Source organism: Cribrihabitans pelagius (assembly GCF_048820915.1).
Classification (GTDB): Bacteria; Pseudomonadota; Alphaproteobacteria; order Rhodobacterales; family Rhodobacteraceae; genus Cribrihabitans_A; species Cribrihabitans_A pelagius.
This window is the reverse complement of record NZ_JBMERR010000014.1, coordinates 114976-140058: the sequence shown is the minus strand read 5'-3', so window position 1 is coordinate 140058 and position 25083 is coordinate 114976. Positions and strand designations below refer to the sequence as shown.

Here is a 25083-nt window from a genome sequence, read left to right as displayed (position 1 = left end):
AATCCAAATCATCTCTCAAAAAAACACGATGACAAACAAAACAACCCTGCCGCGGGATGGAGCAGCCAGGTAGCTCGTCAGGCTCATAACCTGAAGGTCGCAGGTTCAAATCCTGCTCCCGCAACCACCGTTTCCGACCAAGCCCCTGCAAACAGCGGGGGCTTTGTTGAGTCCGGCTGACCCAATGCCAACAGCCCCGCCAATTCCCCAACAAGTTCAAGTTGATGCCCGCCCGCCGCATCCGCGTCCGGAACCATCCGCACCTGAGAAATCAGCGCCCTCAGCGACGCAGTGGCCTCCCGCTTCACCTCCGGCGCGTTCAGCGACCGGGCGAGATCCTCGACCATCTCGCGGTAGCGCTGCGAAAGGCTGGGATGCAGCCGCAGGGCAGGGGGCTCCGGGCTTTCCTTGATGATGGCATCCAACCGGGCCTTCTCCGCTTCCAGTTCCGACATCTTAGCCTTCATCGAAGCATGGTACATTCCGTCTTCAATGGCCTTCAGAATGCACGCGATCTTTCCCTCCACCTTCTGCAGGGAGGCTTCCGCCTTCTGGCGCTCTTGGCTGGCTCCGGCAGCGGCTTCATTGAAGGCTTTACGGTATTCCTCGGCGAATTGCTCCAGAAGGTCCGGCGCCAGCAGGCGCTGCTTCAGCCCGGAGAGAACCCGCTCCTCCACTTCTTCCCGGCCGATGGTGGCGCGGTTGGTGCAGATTGCTGCGCCTTTGTTGCGCGCGCCGGCGCAGCCATAGCGGGTCTTGTTGATCAGCGTGTAGCTGGCACCGCAGCATGCGCAGCGCAAGAGGCCGGACAGAAGGTAGGCCGGCCGGCGCGCGCGTTCCAGCCGGGGCCGTTCGGTCAGAACGCCTGCCGGGTTCATTGCCTGCCGCACCTCTCCCTGGCGCGTCTTCACTGCGTGCCAGAGTTGGTCATCAATGATGCGCAGCTGGGGGACTTCTTCGATCTTCCAGTCTTCGGGCGGGTTGAGGCGTGACAAGCGTTTGCCGGTGTCCGGGTTGGTATCGTAGGTCAGCCGGTTCCAGACCAGACGCCCGATATACAGCTCGTTGTTCAGGATACCGGTGCCGCGCTTGATGTTCCCGGAAATCGTCGAGGGGTTCCAGGCTCCGGTGCCCTTGCCGCTCTGGGGGGCAGGCACTGCTTCGGCGTTCAGCGCGGCAGCGATTGAGCGCGCGGAAAGGCCGTCTGCGTACTCCCGGAAGATCCGGGCGATGACGGCGGCCTCCTCCGGTTCGATCTCCCGGTCGCCGGTAGTGACGGAGCCGTCGGCAAGGATCTCGCGCTTCACCCGATAGCCGTAGGCAATCCCGCCAGCGGATTTGCCCCTGGCAATGCGTCCTTCCAGACCGCGGCGTGTCTTCTGGGCCAGGTCCCGAAGAAACATGGTGGACACCAGTCCGCTGACGCCGACCTTCATATCGTCCAGTTCATTCTCAGCAGCTGTGTGGAGCCTGACCCCGAAGTAGCTCATGCGCTTCAACAGGTTTGCGGAATCCGCCATGTCCCGCGAGAGGCGGTTCTGGCTTTCGGCGACAATGATGTCGATCTGGCCGCTTTCCGCTGCCTGGATCAGGCTCTGGTATCCCGGACGAAGTGTGTTTTTTCCGCTGAGCGCGTGATCGGTGAAAACCTCCGTGACCTGCCACCTGTTTTGCTCGCACATGCGGCGGCACAGCCGGATCTGGTCTTCGACGGATGTGTCTTTTTGCTTGTCTGTAGAGTATCGGGCGTAGATGGCAGCTCGGAGACCGGGGGTTGTGTTCATGGCTTATTCCTTCGAAGGCTGTTGGCTCCTCTGTGCCGCGATGTCTTCGTGAGCAGCCTGGCGGGCGAGGAGCCTTATGATGTGCAGAAGCGAGGCCGGACAGTTGGCCTGGCCGTTTGTCTGAGGTGTACCGGAGAGACAGGCTGTCTCCTGGCAATTGACATAGCTCTTTTGGTCCCGCGCCATTGGCCGAGGTCTCCCGCCGCTCCCGGACACAGGCCCGGGGCGGTCTTCTGATGCTGCTGATCTGGCCGGGATCTGACCCGACGGGTGTTGGCTACATCATATCTGGAGCGGGAGGACGGCGGGCCCCTTGAAAGCGGGGAAGATGCCGCCCCGTGCCGGGTTTATGTGGATAACCTGTCTGGCCAGGGTCTTGTCTGGCGCCGCGCGGCGGCGCCGGGAGGGTTGCTTTTCGGACAGCGTTGGGGCGCAAACTATTTCCGGGAGGGAGTTATCCGGAAGTTGCGCCGAATGCAGTTGCTGTGTTTGCAGCGTCCTCCCCGATGCGATCCGGACCATCATCCGTTCCAGTCTTGCGGGGCAAGGCCTGCAGCCAGGACTTTACGGTGCTAGCGTCAAACTCCCGTTCACGCGTCAAAACCATTGCCATTTCCCGGAGCAGGTGCCGGTGCGGATACAGCAAGGCGCGGGCGCAGTCTTCGGCATAGTCGAGCCTTTCCTGCAGGCGCTTGCGTTCTTCTGCAGTCAAACGGGCAAAGTCCTGCGTCCCGAGCCAGGCGTTGCCATGAATGCCGAGGCCGAGTTCATAGTCCATCGCCAAGGATAGCTGCGCTGCTTTCGCGAGATCTGAGGCTGAGCCTCCGCCCGCCCCTGCGGAGATCGTCCCGAACACGAGCCGTTCCGCTGCGCGGCCTGCGAGGTGGATCGTCATCTGCCGGTCGAAATCCGCCTCCAGTCCAGCGCTCGGGGGCGCGGTGCGTTCGGTCAGCCCTCCGGTGGGAGAGAGGCAGACACGTTTGATCTCCTCCCCGTAGAGCCACGCGGAGATAACGTGCCCGCATTCATGCACGGCGATGCGTTCATCCAGCTGCTTCCGGTATCCTAGTTCCTGGCCGAGGATCTGCTCAAGAAATCTTGGGTCAAAGTTGTGCCCCTGGCGCCGCGCCTTGGCGCGGGCGTCGCGGATTCTTGCATCGATCACGGCCGGGGTTTGCCCGGTCAGGTTCCGGGACAGCGCATCCAGGTCTTGCCCGGAGTACGGGAAGGCTTGCTCAAGCATGACCTGGATCTGCTGCCGGGTTGGAAGCGGCATCTCGTGATGCAAGTCGAAACGGCCTGGGCGGAGGATGGCCGGGTCGATTTTTCCCGGAAAATTGGTGGCGCCGATCAGCAGAATGCCTTCTTCGCGGTGAAGCAGATCGATCTGGCGCAGGAACTCGTTGATGACCTGTTGGCGGTAGGCCTGATTGCGGTCGCCGGTGTCGGCGCGAGACCCGCAGCTGTCGATCTCATCAATGAATAGCACGCAGGGTTTGTGGGACTTGGCATCCCGGAAACAGGTCAGCATGGCGGCAAGCATATCGCCAAGGTGACCCTTGGCCTGCCAGGCGCCAAACGATCCTTGGATTAGGGGAACCCCAGCTGAGGTGGCGATAGCCCCGGCAAGCACGGTTTTGCCGGTCCCAGGTTCGCCGTAAATAAGCAACGAGCGGGACATGGCGCTCCATTTGAGCTCACCGCGCTGCCAGCTGTGGAGGTCCGCAACCAAATCTGCCGCAGCCTGGTGCGCAGGAGAGCTGCCGCCGATGGCCTCGAGGGTGAGGGCACCGGCTCCGCTTGCCTGCATCCTGGTTCGGGAAATCGCCGCAGCCAGGCGCTCTGCCGCGCTGCGCGCATCCGGAGCGCGCAGCGCCAGAAGGATATCCGGGTCACCCAGTCGGGCCAGCACACTGTCGTCCGGGAGGGCCGGTTCGACGGCCTTCCGGTCGATCTTTCCGGTTGCGCTGTGGCTGTGCTCCATCTGTGTGATGAGGATATCGCGGCTGAGCTGCTCCAATTTGACCGGGTCGGGCAAGACCGTATTGAGACCGTCGGGGAGGCTTTCCCCGTCGGGCAGCAGAATAAGCAGCGGCCAGGGCTGCTGCAGCGCTTCGCACAAGTTGCGCTCCAGGCGGTAGAGATCGCCAGTCCGGGACGCTCCAGTTGGTGTTGTAACTTGAAGTACCCGGAGGGCTTGCCCGCGGGGCTGTTCATCTCCGCGGGTCGTGACCTTCCAGGCTTCAGGCAGAAAACCGGATCGGCAGGCTGCCAGGATTTGATCTGCGTCCGCGGTGCGGAACCCGGAGAGCACGGTCACGGAACCCGGAGCCAGCACCGTGTCCATGACATTCCGGGATGAGGTGAAGGTTGCTGCAAGCCGCAGCGCGACGAGGCTTCGGCTAGCGGGCAGGGCGGTTGCGGGGCAGCTGCGTCCTTTGTCGTCCAGCGCCCAGCCGTCGATTCCGCTTTCCCGGAGTTGGTCCAGCTCCTCACTGGCCCGGGGCTGTGTCTTGGGCAGGTCGTTGAGCGCGTCCAGAAGTTTGGATTTGGGGTGGTCTTGCAAAGCGGCGTCACGTTTGCCACCCGCGTTGTTTTGCTCCGAGATCATCCGGCGCAGGACCTGTTTGCCAAACGAGACCCAGGCCGGACGTGAGGGGTGAGATGAGAACTGTGGCATCGGTTGTCTCCGGGTAAAAAGCAGGCAAGGGGGCGCCGCCCTCCCCGGACTCCGGGTTGGCTGGGGCGGCGCTGAGAGGGTGGATGGAGGAGTGTCAGGCGGCGCTGTCAGTGGCGATCTCGTCCAGCATCCGGAGGATCTCCCGGGTCACATCCGCGAAATAGATCTCGCTCCTGACATTGATGGATCCGGCATAAAGATCGGGCGGCGCGATACTGTCCGGGAAGGTGGCCTTGAGCCTGGCATGCAGCCGCTTCTCTGTCTGCAAGGCAAGCTGCCCGGTCGCCATCGGGACAGTCTTCAGGATCTGCGCGTCCAGGGCGCGGTGTCTCAGTAACTGGTGGCGCAGCCGGGAGTCCGGGTTCCGGGAAAACCCGAGTTTGACCAGGCAGGTCCCGTTGGCAAGCTTGAACTGCATGGCGTAGAGATGGCTTGGCGCGGCGGGCCAGTCGTCACCGCACTTGCCGCAGCCAAACCTTCCGGTCTGCATGTTGGCTCTGGCGATACGCTGGACATGGCCGCAGGATAGATGCCGATAGAGACGATAGTTCGGATCGCCTTCCGAGTCGGGCCCGGTCAGGTCCCAGCCCTGGGCTGCGGCTTCCTCTTGTTCCTTTCGGCTGTGGCAGGTCTCACAGCGCACGTCGCAGATCCCCGCGGCCGCGCGCTTGATTAGTTCAAGCTGCCGCCGGAGGCGGTGGCCGCAGTCTGCGATGTAGAAACCATGGTGACGGCTCTCGGGATCGCGGCCGGCCCATTGCAGCCCGGCGGCCTTGGCGTCGGCCTGCCAGCGCGCCTCGACGCAATGCGGGCAGAGCGGCTGGTTGTTCATCAGCACGAAAACCTTGCTCATGTGCGTTGCCCCGCAGGTCCGGCAGCGCAGCAGCAGGTGGTAGCGGTCCCGGATGCGCTGCAGGATGTCGAAGCCTTTGCTTGCGGCAGCGTCGCGCCAGTGGGTATGGGTGGTGAGCGGAAACGTCTGAGTTGCGGATTGGGTCATGAAAAGCTCCAGTCAGGCAAAGGGATAGGGGACGGCGGGCGCGCGCAGCGCCTGCCGGAGAAATTCTGGAAACGGATGGGACGCGGCCGGGCGCAGGCGGAGAACCCCGCTGCGTGGCCAGGTCAGGTATTGTCAGGGAATAGGGGCGGGATCAGTCCGGCGCGAAGTCCTGGGCTGCCGTGGCCATCTGAACGATGGCATCAACGTGCCGGGCTGCGCGGTTCAGCGCTTTGCGGGCACCGGGATCTGCCGTGCTGAAAAGATCACGATGCTCATACATCAGATGCTGAAGACGCAGGGCCTCGTCCGGGCTTCCGGATTCGATTAGAAAGTGCAGCAGCATGCTCATGCGCTGCAGCGGCTGATCTTCGGCGGAAGAAGTTGGGGCGGAAAAAACATCGGAAGCCAATTGCAGGCAGTCCTGCCACTGGTTCTCCGCCGCCTCCGCGAAGCCGCTGCTCGCAGGATCCCAACTCATACTGTGCGACAGGTCGCGCTCCAGTTCGATGGCCTCATCCATAGCTTCGATGAGCATGGTGAATGTGCGGGAAATCGGGGTGGGCCCCTTGTCAGCAACCGGGGCGTTTAATGCAGGATGCAGGTCTTTCGCCGCGCTCACGCGCGTGGTAACTCGTGCGGTAGTCATGTTGGTCTCCTCAACCGAGATCAGTGTGATTAGGGCGGAGAGGTGGTAACGACACCTCTACCGTCCGCATATAGAGCATATGCGTTATATCGAGGAGTTGTCAATATACCGCATATCGCTTATTGGAAGTTTATGGCAAAGCAAACCGTATACCCGATCAAAAAGCTCGTTAATCTGACTGAAGAGCAGGCAAGTCGCATCACAGACTTTCGCTTCGCTCATAGACTGCAGTCTGAGAACGAGGCCATCCGCCGTTTGATCGAAATAGGATTGGATGCAAGCGCCAGGTCCAGTGGCGAAGATCCGGCCTAGTGTTCACCGTATAAGCGAACAGGACGCGCTTTACCAAGGCCGCCGAACAATCTCCTTCACCACCAGATTATTGAAAATCAATATGCCATTGCAGGTTGCCGGGAGGAACAGAACTCGGTTGGCAGCTCTACTGTTAGGCAATCACGGAGCGATCGAAGAAAGTCGATGCGCGTGTGCCAAAAGTTCTGCACTCACCCATAAAGACAATCGAGCTCAACTCTGATGCAAGGCCGGGAACCGGCCGCGCAAGCACCCGCAGGGCTGCTGAAGCGCCTCCCCGGCGTGAGGGGCAGACGAGGTAGCTTCAGCTACCTATAGTCTGTCCCTATGGGGAGCATTTGCGCGCGTGCGGCGCATCATCCTGTGCTGCCCCAAGTCACAGAAAAACAATATGGCAACAGAAACCCAATAATTTACAGGGTGTTATCGGTCGGATCCGCTTTTGCGTTTTCGCCGAGGTCGCGTACTCAATGAAAAAAGGAGTACCGCGAAATGGCATACCAATTCGTCCATATCGAAACTTATTCTCGCAAGCCGAAGAAGTTGAAGGGAACCAAAGATCAGTGGAACTGTGCGCGTCAGGTGTTTGAGGAAGCGCAGCGCAACCCAGACTTCTCCATGCATGTCGAAAACCCGCGCGCGCCACTGCCGGTTCTGAGCCGAGGGGCGATGGCCGTCAGTGATCTTCAGGCGCTGCACGATCGGCGATGCAGCGAAATCCGGGAAACCGTGACCGCGAAATCCGGAAAAACTTACAGCCGCAGCCTGCGGTCCGATGCGCCGACATTGTACACTGAGATCCATTCACACCCCATGGCGTCCAAGGATTTCCTGGCGGATCGGGCAAGGCACCAGAAGGAGATCGCCCGGTGGGCGGACTTGGCTGTGCGGGATTTCCGGAAGCGGATGCCGGAAGGCGTCGCCTTCGCTGGGGTCATTCACCTGGATGAGGCGCATGTTCACATGCACATCCTCGCACTGAATGCGGGCGATCCGCGGTTGGATGCGAACAAGCTGCACGTGGGTAAAGCGGCGGCTGCGGAATACCGGGCCGCGCATGACAAGCCGCAGACGCTTTCGTCATTGCCGAAACCGGAATTGCTGCCGAAACCCAAGAAGCCAAAAAAGCCGCGCCTAAGCAAGAACCGGGTCACCCAGAAAAAGAATATGGCAAAACACGAAAGGGCATTGGCCGAATGGAGGGCCGCTTGCGCCGGGGTCGAGGCCGCCAATGCCAGAAAGCTCGAAGAATGGTCGGTAGAGAACGGGCGCCATCTGCATGCCGCCCGGAAGAAAAGATCTGGGAATAACCCGGAGAAGGCTGCTTTCACGGCGGCGATGAAAGCTTTCCAGGACTGCTACTACGAAGCGGTCGGCCGGCCTTGCGGGCTTCTTCGCAAAGGGCCTGGCCACGAGCGCCTGACCACCAGGCAGTACGCCGCGCGCAAGACCGGTGCCAAAGCCCGCGCGGAAGAGCAGCTGGCGAACCTTCGGTTCGAGACCCAGCTAGAGGAAAGGGAGCAGGCGCTGGAAGCGCAGGCACGCCGCGTCGCGGCGGAAGAAAATTCTTTGAAGAAGAAGGAGGCAGAGGTCACGGCCAGAGAAGAAATGGTCTCGAGAAGGGAAAGGGAGGTTGAGGCGAGGGAAGGGTCCTTGAAAGAAAAGGCCGAACGGGCTGCGCAGCAGGAAGAAAAACTGGCCGAACGGGAAGCAGCACTTTGTGCCCGGGAAGAGGAAGCTGCGGTTGCTTGGGCACAGGCTAAGGCACTAAATTTGGGATTGGAATTGATCCGCAGAGACCAGCTGCGATGGGTGCCCATTAAAAAAGGCGGTGGGGGCAAGCTGGTGCATGGACCGCGCGATGCTGCGGAACGTCCGCTGCCCCTGGAGATGCATACTAGGCTTGAACCAGCCATGTCGCTGCTCGAAATCCTTCTGAAGATCATCGCAGAGATCATTGAGGACGCATTGCACGAGCGCCGAATGGAAATTGCCCGGGACGCTGAGGCGGTCGCGGTATGCCGCAGGCAGCTGGATTTACCGGAGGATCCTGTCATTTCCGGGATCTTGCAACGCGGCACCCAAGACCAGAGATTTGATTTTTGACATCGGCGAAAGGTCTGCTGGGAATTCTCAGCCTGGAGGTTATGGCAGTAGGGGGAGTCGCTGCGCTTATGTTGGACGGCAGGAACGCGCAGAAAAGCGACCTTTGCAAACTCAAGGTTCAAACGGCGGCAATGCCGGACCAACCGGACTTTTGCGCATGCTGTGGATGCACGTGCAGAAAACCAAAAACTATGTTGGCACCAGCAGCAGCATTTCGGCAAGGCAACAGATTTCACCAGGGCGGTCATTGAATGCTGCACCGTCGTGCGGGTTTCGAGCCGGCCAAACTGACGATGCGGCGGACTTCCAGATCAGCTTCTTCATCAGACACAGCCGGGGAAACGCCGCCTGCCCAACGTTCCACAAAGGATACCCTCAGGTTTTGTGGGGGTATCCAAGGCGCCATTTCATTGACCAGTTGCATATCACGCAAGACTCAGGCGGGAAGCGCCCGGGCCTCTGCAAACGACAGCAATCTGCGGCTTTTCTCGTCCCAAAGGTGAAGCCGCGTGCAGCGGAAGCTTTCCCAAAGCGTGATGCGTCTGGTCTGTGCCAGGACGTCGTGATCCTTGACTACGTCGCCTAATCGGTAAAAGGGGATGCGGCTGGCCAAGTGATGCACATGATGGACTCCGATGTTCCCGGTGATCCAGCGCAGGATGCCAGGCAGAGCGTAGTGCGAACTGCCGTGAAGGGACGCGTCCTGGATGCTCCAGTCCTCCTCGTGCCGCCAGCTGGTTTCCTCGAACTGATGCTGCACGTAGAAAAACCACATGCCGGCTATTGCGGCCAGAAGCATCGTCGGCAGGAAGACGAACAGCAGTACTTCCCAACCGCCCAGCAAGACAATCACTGTCAGAGTGAGGCCAATGGCAGCGTTTGTCGCCATCGCACTCAGCCAGTAGCGCCAGCCGGACCGCATCAGTTGGACGGGCAGCCGGTTGTGCAGGAAGAACGTGTAAAATGGCACCACCCCGAACAGGAAAACCGGATGGCGGAGGAGGCGGTAAAGCGCTCTGCCGGGCCATCCCTTTTGGCGGTATTCTCTGACCGTCAGCAGCGGTATGTCTCCAACGCCCCGGCGGTCCAGGTTTCCGGTCGTGGCATGGTGGATCGCGTGGGTCTTGCGCCAGACGTCATAGGGCGTCAGCGTGATGACGCCGATGACGCGGCCGATCCAATCGCACAGCCGCCGGTCGCGGAACAGGGAACTATGCCCGCAGTCGTGCTGGATTATAAACAGCCGGAGCAGGAAGGCTGCATTCGCCAGCGCAAGGGGTAAAGCCAAAGCAATGCTGATTGAGAGCAGCCACCAGGCAACCGCCCATATTGCCACGAAAGGCACAAGCGTGACCGCCAGTTCGAAAATGCTGCGGGAGGGGATTGGCTGCCGGTATTTCACCAGGGTTCGTGTCCAGTCTGACGCGGTCAGCCGGGCCTCTTCCAGCCCCGGACCGGCTACACCGGAGGGGTATCCCGCGCCGGGTGCCCTGCCGGTGACGGGCAAGTGTCCTGGCTGGACCCGCGCTTGCCGCGCGGTCGAGGCAGAACCGGTATCCTGCATGTCAGGTTGGACGCTGCCGTCTTGTCGGCCCGTGCCGCCCGGCATGTCCTGCTGACCGGGCTGTTGGCCCCGTGCATCGTACGAGTTGGACGAGAGCGGCATAGGCGATGTCTAACCCGCTACGATTGAGTATGTCATCCCGGCGGCCTCCGAACGGAGTTACCACCAGTAATGATCCGGTTGATGAGAACCGCCACGGCCCGATGCGCCTCTATCTCGCCATCTGCAAGAGCTGCGTTTTCATGCGTCTTTGCAGCATCGCGCAGGATGCCCACGATCTCGCGTTCGGGCAGGAGCTTGTGATCGTTCAACGCCAGCAGCATCGACTCGCAGATTGAGAGGGCAGCCATTCCCGAGAAGTCCTTCTCGCTACGCATTTTATGGCTTCCTTTCGGGCAACGGCAATACATCGCGCGGCCGGACGGCCTCGCTTATCCCAAGCATCTTCGCAGAAAAAAGGGTATGCTGGGCTAACCGAAAGCAGTCTCCGCGCGATTGCGTCTGGAGATTTTTTTTCCGGCCTGCGAGGCCCCGATGACGGATATCTTAGAAAGCCCGCTTACACGTAAGTTGCAAGTCTTCGTCGCCTTGTCTGATGATGAATTGGGCGTTTTGAAGCGTCTGCATCTGCGCCGCCGGTCCTTCACGGCGGGGTGTGATCTCGTGCATCAGGGGCAGTCGGATCAGGCCGCTTACATTCTGGCCGCCGGCTGGGTGTGTTCCTACAAGCTTCAGCCGGACGGAACCCGCCAGATCGTGGACTTCCAGATACCAGGGGATTTCCTTGGATTACGCAGCGTGCTGCTGCGCACCTCCGATCACAGTTTCGAGCCGGTCACGGACATTGAGGCGGCGGAGGTTCTCGCGGGCGACCTTCTGGAAGCATTCGAGAAAACGCCTCGCCTGGCGGCAGCTATTTTCTGGGCAGCATCACGGGACGAAGCCATGGTTGTCGAGCACCTCGTTGGGGTTGGCCGGCGCGCCGCGGATGCGCGCATGGCGCATTTCCTTCTGGAACTGGGGGCAAGGCTGAAGCTGGTCGGAATGGGGAGCAAGAAAGGGTACGCCTGCCCTTTGACACAGTATCATCTTGCCGATTCACTCGGCTTAAGCGCCGTCCATGTGAACCGTGTTTTGCGGCAGCTTCGCGAAAGCGGCCTGCTTACCTTTCGGGACGGCCGTGTGACGTTCGACGACTATGACGGACTGGTGGAGCTTTCGGAGTTCGATCCGGCGTATCTGGACCAGACGGGTCCGCTCTTGAAATGAAGGAGGCCGTCATCCGAATATCTTGAGGCGGCCCGATCTTTTTTAAGACGAGAAATGTCAGGAAATCGCTTTTTTAGCCGCGTCGAGTTCCTTGTTCGTTTCGGCGTAGTTATTTGCCTCGTGCGCTTTCTCGGCAGCCTGATAGTGTTTCAGCGCCCGGTCCTTTCTGGGACCGGCAGGCGCTTTCTCACAGGCTGCCTTGACCGAGGTCATCTTCTCGGCGGCATTGGTTTGTTCGGGTGTCATAAGATTGTCCTTTCCTGGACATTCCGGGACTAAGAAGCGCAGGGCAATGCAGTCCGATTGAGGAACTGTACGCTTCCCGCGTTTCTCTGCTGGTCGGAAATGAGTGCTGCCGGAGATTCGGCAGGCACGAAGCCATATACCCATCTTCTCCGCTTCGCAGTACTGACGCAGGTTAGCTTGGGGCGGGGTTCGCGCCTTCTGGCCGGTGCGCTTTGAACAAGAAGCTCGCCGGCCGGTTCACATGTCAATAAGTGCGATACAGGTTCCGCCCCAAGAGGAGGATTCATCCCGATGGCGTCAGGCAGTGGGAGTTTGCTGGTGTGACAGCCGCAGCCACCGGCCGTTGTCCAGCAGATATGTGGATGCGCAGAGCGCCTCATAGATTGGTGAGCCTGACTTCTCGGCGAATGCGCGGTAAGCGAGCACCGCAACGGCCCCTCGCCTGATTTGGCTGCGGTCTTTCATTTCCACGGTTCGCCAGCCCGTGTTCTGCGTCACATGCTCCAAGATCTGCCCGCCCTGAAGGATGCCCGGCGGATAGGGAAGTATCATCACTGCATCTTTTGCAGTCATGGTGCGAGCGCTGTCCGCACCGCTGGTCCAGCACCGCTCCTCCAGATCCCAGAGGATCGCGTTGTCCCGACCGGGCAGGCCACCCTGCCTGCGGTCGCCGTCCTGTGCTTTGCCCAAGGTCATTGGCCCGTCCCCGGAGCGCCTGCGAGTATTAACTGCATGATCAGAAAGAGGACAGTCAGCACCGCCCAGATCAATCCAGACAAATTTGCCGGCCCGTTCTCTGTGCCACCAGAAACGGTTGTCAAGCGCTTGCGGCGTGTGGGAAGAAGGCGGGTCAGCTTCCGCGCGACCGATCCGAAATCCCGCTTGAGTGCGGGTACGTCACGGAATTGCGACAGCAGCATCTCCAGTCGCGAACCAGCGGCCTCCTTTTCCAGAGCGGCAAGCGCGGCCGCCTCCTCCCAAGGTTCGAGATCGAGCCTCGCAAGGGCCGAAAGAACCGTAACAGCATTGCCATTCCGGTCCTCGCCAACGACGGCTTGCAAAAACCGGTCAAACTCAGGGTTGTGCGGGTAATGATTGCCAGCGGCGGGCATCACCGTTTCCTCCATTTCAATGTTTCCGGAGCTTGGAACCGAAGGTTCCGGCTGACCGGGTCTGCCCCTGGCTAGGTCAAAATGCTTCGGATCGCTTTGATCATACCCGCATCGCCTGGAGCACGCGCTGACGCAGATCAGCCGGCGTCCAGACCTTTGAAGTCAAGCAGCAGGGCAGTCCAGGTTCGCCCGCACGGCCCGGGTCTTGCTGGCGCTAACATGGGTCAGCACGCATCGCCTGGTTCTGGGATAAATTTAAGATGACCGCCAAGCTAGGCAGCCTCTCTCCAACCGGGATGCTGCAGCCCATGCAGTGCGGGAGGCATGTAGACATCGCGGAGACCGGTGATGGCCCTGCGCTCAACCAGATCCACGGTGACCTTCCCGCGGCCGTTTACCTTATCCGGATATTCGGACGAGCTGCCTGCCGGCGAATACGAAGTACTGGTCGAGGAAGAACTTATCGAGACGCTGAGTTTCACGGCTTACCGCAGATCGGCGATTTACCTGACCATACACGGCAAGGACAGAGTTGCGGCCAGTTACCTGGGCCGACCTGGAAGCGGCGCTTGGCCACGGCATTCAACTTGACACCTGAAGATAGCGAGGCGGCGCTTTCCCGCTGGAGGACGCACAATGAGCACTTCCGAATGGCTTAAACCCGGTCTCTACGGTGCCGTGACCGGCGCGGTACTTGTTAGTATCTGTGGATTTACTTGGGGTGGCTGGGTAACCGGCGGAACCTCGAATAACAGGTCCGTGGCCATGGCCCGCGACCATGTCGTCACGGCTTTGGTGCCTGTCTGCCTGGACATGGCCCGAACCGATCCGGAACGGGCCACTAAGCTGGCGGCGATCAGGGCGGTTTCTACTTACCGACAGCGAGATGCCCTCATGGATGCCGGCTGGGCGACGGTCCCGGGAGCCGAGACCCCGGACCGCGACATTGCGCAGGCCTGTCTTGCGGCCCTTGACGTCAACAAGTCGCCGGAGCGCCCGGAAAACACGATCAATGAAGGATGAACAGTGCCATGTCACCATCTCTGCCTGAAGCAACAGATCTTGAAAGACGCATGCTGGCCCATGAACGGATTCTTCAGTCGCTCATTGCTTACATGTCCCACACAGAACCGCGTTTCCTTGAGCACCTGAAGAAGCGCTTTGTTGAGCCGATGGCCATGGTGCGGCACGAGCATGACCACCGAAACTCGGATGATTACGCGGAGGAGTTCATTCGCGCCGTGATGGTCCTTGGCGAAACGCAATTGCCAAAGGCCGCAAGCTCTACGGTACTCGTGAAGCCATTGCACCAACCGGAAGAGAAGAAAAATTCGGGGCAGCTCTATCGTCCCACCGCGGAAGCGGAGCGCGTCCGTGTCCGGGAAAGGAATGGGATCTGGGAGGTCAAGGTGGACGGTGTATTCCACGGGGACTACCACGACAAGGGCAATGCGCTGGCAGCTGCAGCCTTGGCCCGCTTGTCGCTTCGATGAGAGGACTTCTCCCATGAACGCGCTAGTCAGAAAGTCCATTGCGGTATTCGCCCGGCCCTTCAATGTGCCTGGCTTCGACGAGACGCTTCCGGCAGGAGAGTACCACATTGAAACAGAACTGTGTTCGCCGCCCGACAAGCTGCGCCCGGAAGCCTGGAAAGCATCTGTAGCGGTGAAGCTGCATTCTCGGGCATCCCACCCCGGGCTGGCGAGAATCTTGACCGTTTCACTGACCGACCTCGATGACGCCCTGGCAACGGACAAGCTTACCGGAAAAGATCTGGCCGAAATTTTCCTGGAAGAAATGCTGGCAGACCCGATGGTCCGGCTGGTGATGGAGGCCGACGGCGTTTCCGAGATGCAGCTTCGGCATCTCTACGCAGGCGGGCACGCATCCCGGACGGACAAAAAGGCGCCGAATGCGGCTCCGCCAGCTAAATCGACAAAGGAAAATTATCCGATACAGGCCGCGGAGAATGAAGGAATGCCAACACAGGGGGAATAAGACGCGTGGATGCCCCCGCGACCCCCAAGGCCTGCGCCGGGTGCCGGTCCGTGCGAGCAAGAGAGGAAACAATATGCCCGACCAGAACGGCGGCCCGGAAGACCGTGGGCCATGGCAAAGCAAACAGAAGCGCAATCCGCCCGAGATTGACGAACTTCTTCGTCAAGGCCGCGACCGTCTGGGCGGGTTGATCCCTGATGGGCGGCCGCCTCTGAAGAAAGTTCTGGTTGCAGGAGCGATAGTCTTGGCGGCGGTTGCAGCCTGGTCTTCCTATTACACTGTCCCGAGCGACTCGGTCGCAGTTGTCCAGCGTTTTGGCAAATACACTGCTGAGGTTCCGCCGGGCCTGCATTTCAAATTCCCGCTTGGCATCGACATTGCCACACTGGTGCCGGTGAAACGGCAGCTGAAGCAGGAATTCGGGTTCACGACTCCGGGCAGGAGTGATCCCTTCCAGAGCCCGTCAGAAGGCAGGCGTGAAACCGAAATGGTCACAGGGGACCTGAACGCCGCGCTTGTGGAATGGGTGGTGCAGTACCGGATCTCTGACCCCTTGAAATTCCTGTTCGAGGTGCGGGAACCAAGTGCGACCTTGCGCTACGTCTCTGAATCCGTGATGCGCGAGGTCGTTGGCGACCGCACGGTTGACGAGGTCATCACCATCGGCCGGCAGGAGATCGAGAGCGAGGCGCTTCTCAAAATGCAGGCTCTGACCACGAAATACGCCATGGGTATCAGCATCGACCAGGTGCAGCTCAAAAACATCAACCCGCCGGGACCCGTTCAGGCGTCATTCAATGAGGTCAACCAGGCACAGCAGGAAAAGGAGCGCCTGATCAACGAGGCGCGCCGAGAATACAATAAGGTCATCCCGCTGGCCGAAGGCGAGAAGGATCAGCGGATCCGCGAGGCTGACGGCTACCGCCTGAAACGCATTAACGAAGCGGAGGGCGACGCCGCGCGGTTCACCGCGCTTTTGGCCGAATACGTTAAGGCACCTGAGGTCACGAGGCGGCGGATTTACTTAGAAACCCTCCAGGAGGTTCTGCCCGGCATCCGGTCAAAAATCATTGTCGAAGGATCGACGGCGAGCATCCTCCCGCTTCTGAACCTCGATCGGCCGCAGGAGGATCAGCCATGAACATCAGATTGGGGCTCTTCGCAGGGATTGCGGTTGCTGCCGGCGTGATCGCCTCCGACGCCGTCTACACAGTTGGCGAAGTCGAACAGGCCATTATCACCCAATTTGGCAAACCCGTGGGAGAACCGGTAACAACGGCCGGTTTGAAGCTGAAGCTGCCCTTCGTACAGGAAGTCAACCGGATCGACCGCCGGGTTCTCGAGTGGGATGGCAATCCTTCCGACATGCCCACCAAGGACAAGCTCTACATATCCGTCGATCTGTTCGCCCGCTGGAAAATCACCGACCCGTTGCAATATTTTCTGCGGCTGCGCGATGAGCGCAGCGCGCAATCCCGTCTTGACGACATTCTCGGCAGCGAAACCCGTAATGCCGTCGCCAAACATGAGCTGATTGAGATCATCCGGACGACGAAAGGGCGGATCCCGCTACGGGACACGCTGCTGACCGATGAGGAACGCGCACAGGACATAGGCTCCCTGGTTCCCATCCAGAAGGGGCGCGCCCTTGTGGAACAGGAGATATTCGCAGCCGCCTCGGAAAAGGTTCGCGTTTTTGGAATCGAACTCCTCGACATCCGCTTCAAGCGGATCAATTACAACGAGAGTGTGCGTCCGAAGATCTACGACCGCATGATCTCCGAGCGCCGCCAGATCGCTGAACGCTTCCTCTCGGAAGGCAATGGCGAAGCCGCGCGGATCCGCGGCAACCGGGTTCGCGACCTGAACAAGATACAGTCCGAAGCTTATCGCGCCGTCGAGGAAATCCGCGGCATAGCTGATGCCTCGGCGGCTGCGATCTACGCAGGTGCCTACAACATCGACGCCCGAGCAGCCGAATTCTATGCGTTCACCCGGACAATGCAGGCCTACAAGGACATGATTTCAGGGGGAACGACGCTAGTTCTGACAACGGACAGCGAACTTTTCAGGTTTCTGAGAGGAATGGAGGCCGGAGAGCCGGCTGGGAGCACGCCTCCTCCCGCCCCCGGCCTGACGGCCGCGGCCGAACGCTGATGTATCGGAGGACAAGGAGATGACGGAAAAACCGGTGGATTTAGACGCAAGGCGAAGCGCCGAAGGCCAGATTGCGACCGATATCCGGCGGCATGCCCTTAAGGATTTCGAAGCCGATCAGAGAAAACTCCGCCTGCGGCAGGAAGAACTTGAAGTGCAGCTTCTCGCCGAACCGGCCTCTAACTGGCATGAGGCAGCGGTCAAGGCGCAGTATCTGATCCGGCGGTATTCCGAAACCGCCGACGCTCGGGATGCCAGGCGGCAGCGGCTCATAGAGTGCGCTCTTGGCGATCTTGCGCGGCTGATCGAAGAAGAGGAGGAAGGCCAATGACCGATCTCATCGATCAGGACGAGCTGCCCCTGCGTGCTCTCAAGGATGTGCCGCAAGAGCGCCTTTGTCTTCGCTGCCGCGCGCCATTCTGGAGTGAAGGTTTCGGGGAGCGCATATGCCGGCGTTGCAAGGGGTCGAGTACTTGGCAAACTCTGGTGCAGTCGGTGCGCCCGCCGGGCCGCCGCCGCTAATATCTGCCAGAGCAGCGGAACGGCCCATAGTTTCAGTATTTGGGTGGCAGACAGGTTCCGCCCAGTGCGAAGCCGCTGGGCAACAGTATTCACTGGTGCAAGGATTGTCGCCTTCACTTGAACCGTGCCTTTCGGCAGCTGCGCGAATGCGGGCTTGTCACATTTCGCGCCGGCAAAGTGACATTTGCAATTGTGACCGCCTGTTCGCATTGGCGGTGTTCGACCTCGCCCATCTCGATCCGGCAAGACCGTCCCTGAAGTGTAATGGGCCGCGCTACACCGAACGGCCCGCCACATTTGTCCAATGCCAAGTGTTACCCGAGCGCATGCTTCGCTGCGCCGAGTTCCTTGATCATATCAGTATGTTTCTTGGCCGTCTGGGCCTTTTCAGCGGCCCGGTAATGCTTCAGGGCGGCATCCTTTTTAGGACCAGCAGGCGCCTTGTCGCAGGCGGCCTTGACTGAGGTCATCGTCAGGGAGGGTTTATTGGTTTCGGGTGTCATTCGGTTGTCCTTTCCTGGACGTTCCGAGAAACAGACGCGCAAATAGCAGACGGACCTACAGAGGGTCCGGCAGGCTCTCCGTGCTTCCGTGGTACTCGGGAATGAAAACCGGCAGGAACTGGGCCGGCAGGGATCACCTAATCTGCTTAAAGACCTCTCTGCACTGACGTAAGTTAGCGCGGATTTCCGCCGCAGGCCGTTATCCGCCTGTGTCTCAAGACAGCGGGTTTTGCTGGTACGACAGGCGAAACCACCTTCCGATGTCGTGCAGTTAGGTGGACGCACAGTTAGCATTCAGGATCGGCGTCACCGCTTTTTTTTTAGCTTATACCCGTTGCCGCAAAGCGCGATGGCTGGGAGCAGACGCCATCCACCCCATCCGCGTTTTGTAGGTTCATGGCAGCAGGTTTGCTGCGAACTTCCTGGATGGCTGCTTCTTCTTCCGCACTACGGCAACGATTTAGCGGCGGCGCAGCAGGCTTTCGTGCTGCGCGCGCTTGCAGAAAAAATTTGACACTTCCGCTGTGGGCTCCGACTGGGTGTTCGCCGCGCCAGGTCTGAATGACGGCAGGCAGCCTATTCTGTTGAAAAACTCGGGTTGTTTTGGGTGTTGAGTGTTGATTCACTTTCCGCGAGGCAAGCGAAGGTGCGTGGTAATGATGGGACCGCGGCAGGAAGCGCAGGGTGCGCTGTTCTACGAGTTCTCGATAGAGGATCATGTCCCGCAGGATCACGTGCTTCGGGCGATAGATCGGTTCGTCGACCTGTCTGGCATCCGGCGGCACCTGGCCCCTTTCAACAGTTCAACCGGCAGGCCGTCGGTTGATCCGGAACTGATGATCCGGATGCTCCTGGTCGGTTACACGATGGGCATCCGCTCGGAGCGACGGCTCTGCGAGGAGGTGCATCTCAACCTCGCTTATCGCTGGTTCTGCCGCCTCGATCTGACCGACCCGGTGCCGGACCATTCGACCTTCTCAAAGAACCGGCACGGTCGGTTCCGCGATAGCGATCTCTTGCGGCATCTGTTTGAGACGGTTGTCGCGCGCTGCATCGAGGAAGGGTTGGCGAGTGGTCAGCGCTTTACGGCGGATGCCAGCCTAATCCAGGCCGATGCCAACCGGCAGAACTCGTCGCCGCAAGCGGACTGGGCCCCCGAGAAGATCACCCCCGAGGACGCGCCGCGCGCTGTCAGGGAGTATCTGGCGACGCTGGACGATGCAGCCTTCGGCGCAGCCAGCCCGGTAAAGCCGATGTTCACCTCGCATTCCGACCCAGCCTCGCAATGGACCGGCGCACGGGGTGGCCCCGCCTATTTTGCCTATTCTACGAACTACCTGATCGACACCGACAATGGCGTGATCCTCGATGTCGAGGCGACCCGCTCGATCCGTCAAGCCGAGGTCAGTGCCGTGCGTACAATGGTGGATCGGGTGAGCGATACCTTCGACCTGATACCTGAACGCCTGATCGCCGATACAGCTTACGGCACGGCCGAAATGCTCGATTGGCTGAACCGGCAGCGCGGGATCGGCGCGCATATCCCGGTGATCGACAAGTCCGGACGCAAGAACGGCACCTTTGAACGGGCCGACTTCACCTACGATGCCGAGAACGACGCCTACATCTGCCCTGGCGGCAAGGAGCTCAAGCAATACCGGCGCGCGTTCACGACGCCCAGATCGGGCGCCAATAAGGACGGCACCCTGCGCTACCGGGCCCGCAAGCCAGACTGTGAGGCCTGTGCCCTGAAGCCGCGGTGCTGCCCCAAGGAGCCGCAGCGCAAAGTAACGCGCTCGATCTATGAGCCCTCTCGCAACGTGGCCCGCGCAATCGCCCAGACCACGCAATACGCGATCTCCTGCAAGCTCCGAAAGAAGGTCGAGATGCTGTTCGCCCACCTGAAACGCATCCTCGGTTTAGGACGGCTCCGATTGCGCGGCCCATGCGGCGCGCGCGACGAATTCCACCTCGCAGCCACCGCCCAGAACCTCAGAAAGCTCGCAAAGCTCCTCCCTTCACCCCAAAACGCCCGCCTGGCATGACAGGCGCACGGCACGCCCTATCGACAGGCTACATCACAGCCGCCGAAGAACAGGCTTTTTCAACGGAATAAGCCCAAAGCAGACGCTTAATAGTTGCGCCGAAATCGTCGAAACAGACCTTCACCTTTTCCCGCAAAGCTCGAAGCAAGGTAAGGCTCCGGCGAAGACCGCGGTCCCTTTGGCTCTGTGATGTGATACCCGTTGTTCATGGAGATCGACGAGGACAAGATTGGCGACGCGGTTCTGGGATTGCTCTGGTTGACGCTGCATGATGAGCGTCGCGCTTGGAAGGGAATGGACTGGTCGGCACTGGATCGATTGCATCGGAAGGGTTTGATCCATGACCCGGTTAACCGGGCCAAATCTGTCGTGCTGACCGATGAAGGGCTGCAGCGCTCAAAGGCCCTGTTTCAACGGTTGTTCACGCGGCCGCCGCAGTAACGCCCTCACGGGTTTTCCAGTTCCAGGGCAAAAGTTCCGGCACGCGCGAGACGGGCATGCCGGGCAGCCGGGCGAGGACATCGGCCAGCCACGCCTGCGGGTCGATATCGTTCATTTTGGCAGTGACGATAAGGGTGTACATGGCGGCGGCCCGCTCACCGCCGCGCTCGGAGCCGGCAAAGAGCCATGACTTCCGGCCCAGGGCCACGCCGCGCAGGGCGCGTTCGGCCGCATTGTTCGTAAGACAGATGCGTCCGTCATCGAGGAATGCGGTAAAGGCCTGCCAACGGTCCTTTTTCTCGAACATGTAGGTGATCGCCTTGGCCACCTTGTTGTGCCTGGACAGTTTCGCGCGCTCTTCCTGCAGCCAGTCATGGAGATTATCGACCAGGGGACGGGAGAGTTCCTGACGGGCGGCAATCCGGGCATCGGCATCCAGCCCATTGATCACGCGCTCGATGCCGAAGATGGCGTCGATCCGTTTCACCGCTTCCAGCGCGGCCGGCGAGATCTGATGGGCCGGTTTGCCCTTGCGGACATTCCCGGCAATATCCGCAAGTTCGAAGAACTTCCGGCGCGCATGCGACCAGCACAGCGCGCTGGTCACGGGGCCCGCATCACGGTCCGCGCGGTAAAGATCGTTGTATCCGCCAGAGGCGCCGGCCTGCAGCACGCCTTGCCATCCGGCGAGATGCTGATTGGGATTGGTTGCCGCGCGATCGCGGGAGAAGCGGAAGAACGCGGCCGGTGGCGCGCCACCATTCCAGGGCTGGTCATCGCGCACATAGGTCCGGAGCCGGGCCTTTTTTGCACCGCCCCGCGCCAGGAGCGGCACGGTCGTGTCGTCGCCATGCAGGCGGTGCGCGGCAAGCACATGGTTCTCGATCAGGGCATGGATCGGCTGCAACGCGACTGCGGCATGCCCGACCAGGTCCGCCAGGGCCGACAGGCTCAACTCGACGCCTTCACGGGCGAAGCGTTCGGCCTGCCGGTTCAACGGCTGGTGCTGGCGCTCGCCATTGTCCTCGGACCAATGGCGGACAAAGGCTCGCTTCTCGAAGACCAGCATGGCGATCAGGCTGGGCCCGGCCCATCCGCGCGGGATCGCATGGAACGGGGCCGGTGGCTGGCTGACCTTCTCGCAGGCCCGGCAGGTGAACTTCTCGCGCACGGTCTGGATCACCTTCCACTGCCGCGGGATCACCTCCAGCGTCTCGGTGACATCTTCGCCCATCTTCACGATCCGATCCGAACCGCAGCAGGTGCAGGCGGCAGGTGCCTCGACAACAACCCGCTCGCGCGGCAGGTGATCGGGGAACGGCTTGCGCACAGGGTGGCGGCGCGTGAAGTGTAGAACACGCGACTTGATCTGACATTTCTGCTCTTCTGGAGCGCAAGCATGGAGTGTCGATCAATGACGAGTATTCAGGACAAGATCATCAAACCGAAGCTGGGGCTGCTGGAGCTTGCCAAGCAGCTCGGCAGCGTTTCGCAGGCCTGCAAGGTGATGGGATACAGCCGGGACAGCTTCTACCGGTTCAAGGAGCTCTACGCACAGGGCGGCGAGCAGGCGCTGATGGATCTCAGCCGCCGCAAACCGATCCTGAAGAACCGGGTGCCGGAGCATGTCGAACGGGCGGTGATCGAACTGGCCATCGAAAATCCGGCGCTGGGGCAGAAGCGCGCTTCCTGGGAGCTCCAGCAGAAAGGCATTATGGTGTCGTCTTCCGGCGTCCGCTCGATCTGGCTGCGGAACGATCTGGAGACCATGAAGAAGCGGCTGAAGGCCCTGGAGGCCCGCGCCGCCCAGGACGGCATCCTGCTCACCGAAGCGCAGGTGGCCGCGCTGGAGAAAGCCCAGCAGAAAAAAGAGGCGTATGGCGAGATCGAGAGCCACCATCCGGGCTACCTCGGCAGCCAGGACACCTATTACGTGGGCACGATGAAGGGTGTAGGCCGCATCTACCAGCAAACCTTCATTGACACCTATGCGCGGGTGGCGTTCTGCAAGCTCTACACCGAGAAGACCGCGATCACGGCGGCGGACTTGCTGAACGACCGGGTGATCCCCTTCTTTGCCGAACACGGCATCAGCCTGCTGCGCATCCTGACGGACCGCGGCACCGAATATTGCGGCAAGGTCGAGAACCATGCCTACCAGCTTTACCTGGCCGTCGAGGACGTGGATCACACTAGGACCAAGGCGAACAGCCCGCAGACCAACGGCATCTGCGAGCGCTTCCACCGGACCATCAAGGATGAGTTCTATGACATTGCCTTCCGCAAGAAGCTCTACCGCTCGGTGCAGGAATTGCAGGTGGATCTGGACGCCTGGCTGGTCAAATACAACGAGCAGCGGCCGCATTCGGGACGATACTGCTATGGCCAGACGCCTATGCAGACCTTCCGCGAAACGATACACATTGCCAGAGACAAGACGATCAGGGGTTCCGGGCCATCGGACAGCCAGCAACCCGTTCTCAGCACAGAAAGCTGAGCTGTCCGTCAGATCAAGTCGGAAGTTTTACACGTGAAGGCGCGCACCTTGCTGGCCTTTTCAGCCGCCTGTTCAGCGGCCAGGGCATCCTCGGTTGCCGCCGTTTCCAGCTCTTCGAGCTGCAGTTCCAGTTGATCAATCAGCCGGGCCCGCCGTTCCGGCGAGATGCCGTATTTGTCGCGGCGCAGCTTGGCAATCTCAAGCTTGAGTTCCTGGATCATCGCTTCCGAGCAGGACACGACGGCACGGGTCTGTGCCAGCTCGGTTTCCGCGGCCTCTGCGCGGGCCTCCGCAGCGGCCAGGGCGGCGCGTAATCTCGCAAGCTCGGAAGCGGTATTCGACATGGCGGATGTCTATCATCCGGGCTCGAGGGGCGCCAATAAAAACAGGCCCGATGGAACAATTTATCCAGCCTTTGCAGGACGTTGAGTCCAGCGCGGATTGCGCCAGCCGATCCCCTCCAGAAGATAGCCCAGCTGTGCCGCAGAGATCTGCACCGCCTCGCCGGACCGGCTCACCGGCCAGATGAACTTGCCCGCCTCCAAGCGCTTCAGATACAGCGACATACCCACGCCATCATGCCACAGGATCTTAACCAGATCGCCCTTGCGGCCCCGGAAGCAGAAGAGTTCGCCCGCATGGGGATCGCGGCCGAGCCCTTCTTGCACCTGCAGCGCCAGCGTGTTCATGCCCCGCCTCATGTCGGTGACGCCGCCCGCAATCCACACCTTCACGCCTGCCGGAAACGCGATCATTGCCGATCCACCACTGCCAGAATCCGGGCAAGTGCTTCGGGCTCCACGCCCACCGGCACGATGAGCCGGCGCCCATTCGGCAGGGCTATCTCAACCTGACAGTCCGGAGGCGGACAGGGATCAACCGGATTTACTTGCGACGCGGGAGCTCCCTTTGCCACGGTCACCGGCGCGAACGGCACCGGGCGAGAAGACCCAAGCTCACCGTTTCGATACTGCCGCCGCCAGGCGGTCAGGAGCGACCGGCAAATGCCATGCCGCCGCGTTGTGGCTGCCGCTTGTCGGTGGCCGATAAAGCTCTCCTCCACAATGCGCAGTTTATCATCATCTGACCAATACCGGCGGCGATCACCATGGGCAGCGGAAAGAACTTCGATTTGAGGGCGGTTATTGAAGTCGGACAAAAGGCCGGACTTACCATCGGATCGATCCCGAGATCAGACGGCCGCAGCCGGAGCCTTACGAAGCAAGCACAAAGAGGCTGTCTTTAACTGGAACATTCAGTGATGGCGAGGTGACCCGGACCTTTCTGGAACGGCGTCGCGCCATGCATTCGACGCTTTGCAGCGTCGGCAGATCCGCTCACCGAACCCTTCGCTCCAGAACGCTGTATTGCAGCGAAGGCACTTGCGCTCCCGCGGCACGTCTCCGCGGGCCGGAGCCAAGAGTACTTCATTTTGGTCGGAATTGGTCATGATTTGCCTGCCTCCATCATTAAGAGCCGCCTTTTTGCCGTTTGCGCTCACAATTCTGGTCATGCCGTTCGCCATCCGGATTTGATATGCGCAGACCAGAGTAGAGGTGCCTGATCTGAGTTTCCGAGACTCCGTCGGATTGCATAACGAGGCGCACCATCGGGTCGGCTAGCATTTCCTCGAAAAGGAACGTCGACAGTTCTGTTCCAGAAAGCTTGTCTTTGGCCCGGGCGCTGTCGAGATCCGCCAATGAAACTGTCAGGCTCCTCTCCAGACCAGGGTGTGATTTCCGGGGATGCAGATGCACCAGAACCGAAGCCTTCCAGGCTTGAGGATCCAGGTGGTCAGGAGGCGCGGATAATTCGGTTTCAATGTCATACTCTCCGGCAGGGAGTGCCTCATCAAAGCCCGGCAAGGTGAAGGGCTGGGAGAATACTGCGACGGTCCTGTTGCTCAGCTGATCCATTGATTTATCTCTCCTCTGCTGCTGTGCTGTTTTTGCTGCTGCCCATAGAGTGAAGCTCTCCTCCCCATGAAGGTCTCCTTGACCTCCAAGCGGCAGGGTTGGGCAGTTCCGGAATTATGAAAGACGGCCGAAGCCCGTGCACCGCTCTCAACGCTGCAGAGGGTTCTGTTTCCGGCGAAGCCGCCACATGAGCCATCCGGCCTTTATAAGAGATGTTCCGGACGTCTGATTGCCGGGGCCATTTTCAGGCCAGCGGCGAAGCGCGGAAAGATACCGCGGCTTCTA

27 protein-coding genes, 1 tRNA gene and 2 pseudogenes are annotated in these 25083 nt (G+C 60.5%); 15 read left to right on the top strand and 15 right to left on the bottom strand.

Features of this window, described 5'->3' with window-relative positions:
* The first annotated feature begins 50 nt into the window (after positions 1-50).
* Positions 51-127, top strand: a tRNA-Met gene (locus ACOHX0_RS13890).
* Here the strand turns inward: ACOHX0_RS13890 and ACOHX0_RS13885 are convergent.
* From ACOHX0_RS13885 to ACOHX0_RS13870, 4 genes are all read right to left on the bottom strand, one after another.
* Positions 84-1784 (bottom strand): recombinase family protein, encoded by a 1701-nt coding sequence (locus tag ACOHX0_RS13885; RefSeq protein ID WP_420677495.1) that lies wholly within the window; start codon positions 1782-1784, stop codon positions 84-86. The two genes, ACOHX0_RS13890 and ACOHX0_RS13885, sit on opposite strands and share 44 nt — an antisense overlap.
* A gap of 454 nt (positions 1785-2238) precedes the next feature.
* Positions 2239-4464, bottom strand: a complete 2226-nt coding sequence (locus ACOHX0_RS13880) for an AAA family ATPase (protein ID WP_420677489.1) — start codon at positions 4462-4464, stop codon at positions 2239-2241.
* Positions 4465-4558: 94 nt separating this feature from the next.
* Positions 4559-5464, bottom strand: coding sequence for a GIY-YIG nuclease family protein (locus ACOHX0_RS13875; protein WP_420677488.1), 906 nt, complete (start codon positions 5462-5464; stop codon positions 4559-4561).
* Between the two features lie 151 nt (positions 5465-5615).
* Complete coding sequence (locus ACOHX0_RS13870) at positions 5616-6110, bottom strand: hypothetical protein (RefSeq protein WP_420677487.1); 495 nt, start codon at positions 6108-6110, stop codon at positions 5616-5618.
* Between the two features lie 804 nt (positions 6111-6914).
* On the opposite strand from ACOHX0_RS13870, the gene ACOHX0_RS13865 reads away from it, so the two are divergent.
* Entirely contained in the window at positions 6915-8528 is a 1614-nt protein-coding gene (locus ACOHX0_RS13865; RefSeq protein WP_420677435.1) for a plasmid recombination protein, read from the top strand.
* 436 nt (positions 8529-8964) lie between these two features.
* Here the strand turns inward: ACOHX0_RS13865 and ACOHX0_RS13860 are convergent, their stop codons facing one another.
* Positions 8965-10194, bottom strand: a complete 1230-nt coding sequence (locus ACOHX0_RS13860) for a fatty acid desaturase (RefSeq protein WP_420677485.1) — start codon at positions 10192-10194, stop codon at positions 8965-8967.
* A 32-nt stretch (positions 10195-10226) separates the two neighbouring features.
* Positions 10227-10469 carry a hypothetical protein gene (locus tag ACOHX0_RS13855; RefSeq protein WP_420677484.1) on the bottom strand — a complete coding sequence of 81 codons (243 nt, stop codon included), beginning with the start codon at positions 10467-10469 and terminating at the stop codon, positions 10227-10229.
* Positions 10470-10626: 157 nt separating this feature from the next.
* Between ACOHX0_RS13855 and ACOHX0_RS13850 the strand changes: the two genes are divergently transcribed.
* Positions 10627-11361 (top strand): Crp/Fnr family transcriptional regulator, encoded by a 735-nt coding sequence (locus tag ACOHX0_RS13850; protein WP_420677482.1) that lies wholly within the window; start codon positions 10627-10629, stop codon positions 11359-11361.
* A gap of 57 nt (positions 11362-11418) precedes the next feature.
* On the opposite strand, the gene ACOHX0_RS13845 is transcribed toward ACOHX0_RS13850, so the two are convergent.
* From ACOHX0_RS13845 to ACOHX0_RS13835, 3 genes are all read right to left on the bottom strand, one after another.
* Positions 11419-11607, bottom strand: coding sequence for a hypothetical protein (locus ACOHX0_RS13845; RefSeq protein ID WP_420677480.1), 189 nt, complete (start codon positions 11605-11607; stop codon positions 11419-11421).
* A 297-nt stretch (positions 11608-11904) separates the two neighbouring features.
* Positions 11905-12303, bottom strand: a complete 399-nt coding sequence (locus ACOHX0_RS13840; RefSeq protein ID WP_420677478.1) for a hypothetical protein — start codon at positions 12301-12303, stop codon at positions 11905-11907.
* Positions 12300-12734, bottom strand: coding sequence for a hypothetical protein (locus ACOHX0_RS13835; protein ID WP_420677477.1), 435 nt, complete (start codon positions 12732-12734; stop codon positions 12300-12302). Before ACOHX0_RS13835 ends, ACOHX0_RS13840 begins: the two co-directional genes overlap by 4 nt.
* A 333-nt stretch (positions 12735-13067) precedes the next feature.
* Here ACOHX0_RS13835 and ACOHX0_RS13830 point away from each other — a divergent pair, with 333 nt between their 5' ends.
* From ACOHX0_RS13830 to ACOHX0_RS13795, 8 genes are all read left to right on the top strand, one after another.
* Positions 13068-13310 carry a hypothetical protein gene (locus ACOHX0_RS13830; RefSeq protein ID WP_420677476.1) on the top strand — a complete coding sequence of 81 codons (243 nt, stop codon included), beginning with the start codon at positions 13068-13070 and terminating at the stop codon, positions 13308-13310.
* Between the two features lie 45 nt (positions 13311-13355).
* On the top strand, positions 13356-13742 hold the full coding sequence (locus ACOHX0_RS13825) for a hypothetical protein (RefSeq protein ID WP_420677474.1): 387 nt from the start codon (positions 13356-13358) through the stop codon (positions 13740-13742).
* An 8-nt stretch (positions 13743-13750) separates the two neighbouring features.
* Complete coding sequence (locus ACOHX0_RS13820) at positions 13751-14212, top strand: hypothetical protein (RefSeq protein WP_420677473.1); 462 nt, start codon at positions 13751-13753, stop codon at positions 14210-14212.
* 13 nt (positions 14213-14225) lie between these two features.
* Positions 14226-14717: a hypothetical protein gene (locus tag ACOHX0_RS13815; RefSeq protein WP_420677472.1), complete on the top strand. Its 492-nt coding sequence runs from the start codon at positions 14226-14228 to the stop codon at positions 14715-14717.
* A 73-nt stretch (positions 14718-14790) separates the two neighbouring features.
* Positions 14791-15858 carry an FtsH protease activity modulator HflK gene (hflK, locus tag ACOHX0_RS13810; RefSeq protein WP_420677470.1) on the top strand — a complete coding sequence of 356 codons (1068 nt, stop codon included), beginning with the start codon at positions 14791-14793 and terminating at the stop codon, positions 15856-15858.
* Positions 15855-16874 carry a protease modulator HflC gene (gene hflC, locus ACOHX0_RS13805; protein WP_420677469.1) on the top strand — a complete coding sequence of 340 codons (1020 nt, stop codon included), beginning with the start codon at positions 15855-15857 and terminating at the stop codon, positions 16872-16874. Before hflK ends, hflC begins: the two co-directional genes overlap by 4 nt.
* A 19-nt stretch (positions 16875-16893) precedes the next feature.
* Positions 16894-17205: a hypothetical protein gene (locus ACOHX0_RS13800; protein WP_420677467.1), complete on the top strand. Its 312-nt coding sequence runs from the start codon at positions 16894-16896 to the stop codon at positions 17203-17205.
* Complete coding sequence (locus ACOHX0_RS13795; RefSeq protein WP_420677464.1) at positions 17202-17396, top strand: hypothetical protein; 195 nt, start codon at positions 17202-17204, stop codon at positions 17394-17396. The genes ACOHX0_RS13800 and ACOHX0_RS13795 overlap by 4 nt, the downstream gene beginning before the upstream one ends.
* 314 nt (positions 17397-17710) lie before the next feature.
* On the opposite strand, the gene ACOHX0_RS13790 is transcribed toward ACOHX0_RS13795, so the two are convergent.
* Complete coding sequence (locus tag ACOHX0_RS13790; RefSeq protein ID WP_420677463.1) at positions 17711-17899, bottom strand: hypothetical protein; 189 nt, start codon at positions 17897-17899, stop codon at positions 17711-17713.
* Positions 17900-18128: 229 nt separating this feature from the next.
* On the opposite strand from ACOHX0_RS13790, the gene ACOHX0_RS13785 reads away from it, so the two are divergent.
* The 3 genes from ACOHX0_RS13785 (at position 18129) to ACOHX0_RS13775 (ending at position 20385) form a co-directional block, all read left to right on the top strand.
* A complete protein-coding gene (locus ACOHX0_RS13785) occupies positions 18129-18413 on the top strand; it encodes a hypothetical protein (RefSeq protein WP_420677461.1) in 285 nt (94 codons plus the stop codon).
* Positions 18414-18555: 142 nt separating this feature from the next.
* A complete protein-coding gene (locus ACOHX0_RS13780; RefSeq protein ID WP_420677459.1) occupies positions 18556-19944 on the top strand; it encodes an IS1182 family transposase in 1389 nt (462 codons plus the stop codon).
* A gap of 207 nt (positions 19945-20151) precedes the next feature.
* Positions 20152-20385, top strand: a complete 234-nt coding sequence (locus ACOHX0_RS13775) for a DUF6429 family protein (RefSeq protein ID WP_420677457.1) — start codon at positions 20152-20154, stop codon at positions 20383-20385.
* Here ACOHX0_RS13775 and tnpC read toward each other — a convergent pair.
* Positions 20366-21790 (bottom strand): annotated as a pseudogene (tnpC, locus tag ACOHX0_RS13770) (IS66 family transposase); the annotation flags it as partial. The gene ACOHX0_RS13775 and the pseudogene tnpC sit on opposite strands and share 20 nt — an antisense overlap.
* Before the next feature lie 9 nt (positions 21791-21799).
* Between tnpC and ACOHX0_RS13765 the strand changes: the two are divergent.
* Complete coding sequence (locus tag ACOHX0_RS13765) at positions 21800-22882, top strand: IS481 family transposase (protein ID WP_420677456.1); 1083 nt, start codon at positions 21800-21802, stop codon at positions 22880-22882.
* Between the two features lie 35 nt (positions 22883-22917).
* Here ACOHX0_RS13765 and ACOHX0_RS13760 read toward each other — a convergent pair.
* From ACOHX0_RS13760 to ACOHX0_RS13745, 4 genes and pseudogenes are all read right to left on the bottom strand, one after another.
* Positions 22918-23226 (bottom strand): annotated as a pseudogene (locus ACOHX0_RS13760) (IS66 family transposase); the annotation flags it as partial.
* A 60-nt stretch (positions 23227-23286) separates the two neighbouring features.
* The gene (tnpB, locus tag ACOHX0_RS13755; protein WP_420677455.1) at positions 23287-23637 is read right to left on the bottom strand and encodes an IS66 family insertion sequence element accessory protein TnpB; all 351 of its coding nucleotides are present in this window, start codon (positions 23635-23637) and stop codon (positions 23287-23289) included.
* Positions 23634-23945, bottom strand: coding sequence for an IS66 family insertion sequence element accessory protein TnpB (locus ACOHX0_RS13750; RefSeq protein ID WP_420677493.1), 312 nt, complete (start codon positions 23943-23945; stop codon positions 23634-23636). The genes tnpB and ACOHX0_RS13750 overlap by 4 nt, the downstream gene beginning before the upstream one ends.
* A gap of 406 nt (positions 23946-24351) precedes the next feature.
* Positions 24352-24798 (bottom strand): hypothetical protein, encoded by a 447-nt coding sequence (locus tag ACOHX0_RS13745; protein ID WP_420677453.1) that lies wholly within the window; start codon positions 24796-24798, stop codon positions 24352-24354.
* Between the last annotated feature and the right edge of the window lie 285 nt (positions 24799-25083).

What these genes read in the sequence shown, in the direction of transcription:
- ACOHX0_RS13850 (WP_420677482.1), top strand. Translation starts at nt 10,627, where the DNA reads ATGACGGATATCTTAGAAAGCCCGCTTACACGTAAGTTGCAAGTCTTC.
- ACOHX0_RS13860 (WP_420677485.1), bottom strand. Translation starts at nt 10,194, where the DNA reads ATGCCGCTCTCGTCCAACTCGTACGATGCACGGGGCCAACAGCCCGGT.
- ACOHX0_RS13870 (WP_420677487.1), bottom strand. Translation starts at nt 6,110, where the DNA reads ATGACTACCGCACGAGTTACCACGCGCGTGAGCGCGGCGAAAGACCTG.
- ACOHX0_RS13880 (WP_420677489.1), bottom strand. Translation starts at nt 4,464, where the DNA reads ATGCCACAGTTCTCATCTCACCCCTCACGTCCGGCCTGGGTCTCGTTT.
- ACOHX0_RS13865 (WP_420677435.1), top strand. Translation starts at nt 6,915, where the DNA reads ATGGCATACCAATTCGTCCATATCGAAACTTATTCTCGCAAGCCGAAG.
- hflC (WP_420677469.1), top strand. Translation starts at nt 15,855, where the DNA reads ATGAACATCAGATTGGGGCTCTTCGCAGGGATTGCGGTTGCTGCCGGC.
- ACOHX0_RS13825 (WP_420677474.1), top strand. Translation starts at nt 13,356, where the DNA reads ATGAGCACTTCCGAATGGCTTAAACCCGGTCTCTACGGTGCCGTGACC.
- ACOHX0_RS13840 (WP_420677478.1), bottom strand. Translation starts at nt 12,303, where the DNA reads ATGACCTTGGGCAAAGCACAGGACGGCGACCGCAGGCAGGGTGGCCTG.
- ACOHX0_RS13765 (WP_420677456.1), top strand. Translation starts at nt 21,800, where the DNA reads ATGACGAGTATTCAGGACAAGATCATCAAACCGAAGCTGGGGCTGCTG.
- ACOHX0_RS13885 (WP_420677495.1), bottom strand. Translation starts at nt 1,784, where the DNA reads ATGAACACAACCCCCGGTCTCCGAGCTGCCATCTACGCCCGATACTCT.
- ACOHX0_RS13745 (WP_420677453.1), bottom strand. Translation starts at nt 24,798, where the DNA reads ATGGATCAGCTGAGCAACAGGACCGTCGCAGTATTCTCCCAGCCCTTC.
- ACOHX0_RS13855 (WP_420677484.1), bottom strand. Translation starts at nt 10,469, where the DNA reads ATGCGTAGCGAGAAGGACTTCTCGGGAATGGCTGCCCTCTCAATCTGC.
- tnpB (WP_420677455.1), bottom strand. Translation starts at nt 23,637, where the DNA reads ATGATCGCGTTTCCGGCAGGCGTGAAGGTGTGGATTGCGGGCGGCGTC.
- ACOHX0_RS13815 (WP_420677472.1), top strand. Translation starts at nt 14,226, where the DNA reads ATGAACGCGCTAGTCAGAAAGTCCATTGCGGTATTCGCCCGGCCCTTC.
- ACOHX0_RS13835 (WP_420677477.1), bottom strand. Translation starts at nt 12,734, where the DNA reads ATGGAGGAAACGGTGATGCCCGCCGCTGGCAATCATTACCCGCACAAC.
- ACOHX0_RS13780 (WP_420677459.1), top strand. Translation starts at nt 18,556, where the DNA reads ATGATGGGACCGCGGCAGGAAGCGCAGGGTGCGCTGTTCTACGAGTTC.
- ACOHX0_RS13830 (WP_420677476.1), top strand. Translation starts at nt 13,068, where the DNA reads ATGGCCCTGCGCTCAACCAGATCCACGGTGACCTTCCCGCGGCCGTTT.
- ACOHX0_RS13875 (WP_420677488.1), bottom strand. Translation starts at nt 5,464, where the DNA reads ATGACCCAATCCGCAACTCAGACGTTTCCGCTCACCACCCATACCCAC.
- ACOHX0_RS13790 (WP_420677463.1), bottom strand. Translation starts at nt 17,899, where the DNA reads ATGACACCCGAAACCAATAAACCCTCCCTGACGATGACCTCAGTCAAG.
- ACOHX0_RS13820 (WP_420677473.1), top strand. Translation starts at nt 13,751, where the DNA reads ATGTCACCATCTCTGCCTGAAGCAACAGATCTTGAAAGACGCATGCTG.
- hflK (WP_420677470.1), top strand. Translation starts at nt 14,791, where the DNA reads ATGCCCGACCAGAACGGCGGCCCGGAAGACCGTGGGCCATGGCAAAGC.
- ACOHX0_RS13845 (WP_420677480.1), bottom strand. Translation starts at nt 11,607, where the DNA reads ATGACACCCGAACAAACCAATGCCGCCGAGAAGATGACCTCGGTCAAG.
- ACOHX0_RS13795 (WP_420677464.1), top strand. Translation starts at nt 17,202, where the DNA reads ATGACCGATCTCATCGATCAGGACGAGCTGCCCCTGCGTGCTCTCAAG.
- ACOHX0_RS13775 (WP_420677457.1), top strand. Translation starts at nt 20,152, where the DNA reads ATGGAGATCGACGAGGACAAGATTGGCGACGCGGTTCTGGGATTGCTC.
- ACOHX0_RS13800 (WP_420677467.1), top strand. Translation starts at nt 16,894, where the DNA reads ATGACGGAAAAACCGGTGGATTTAGACGCAAGGCGAAGCGCCGAAGGC.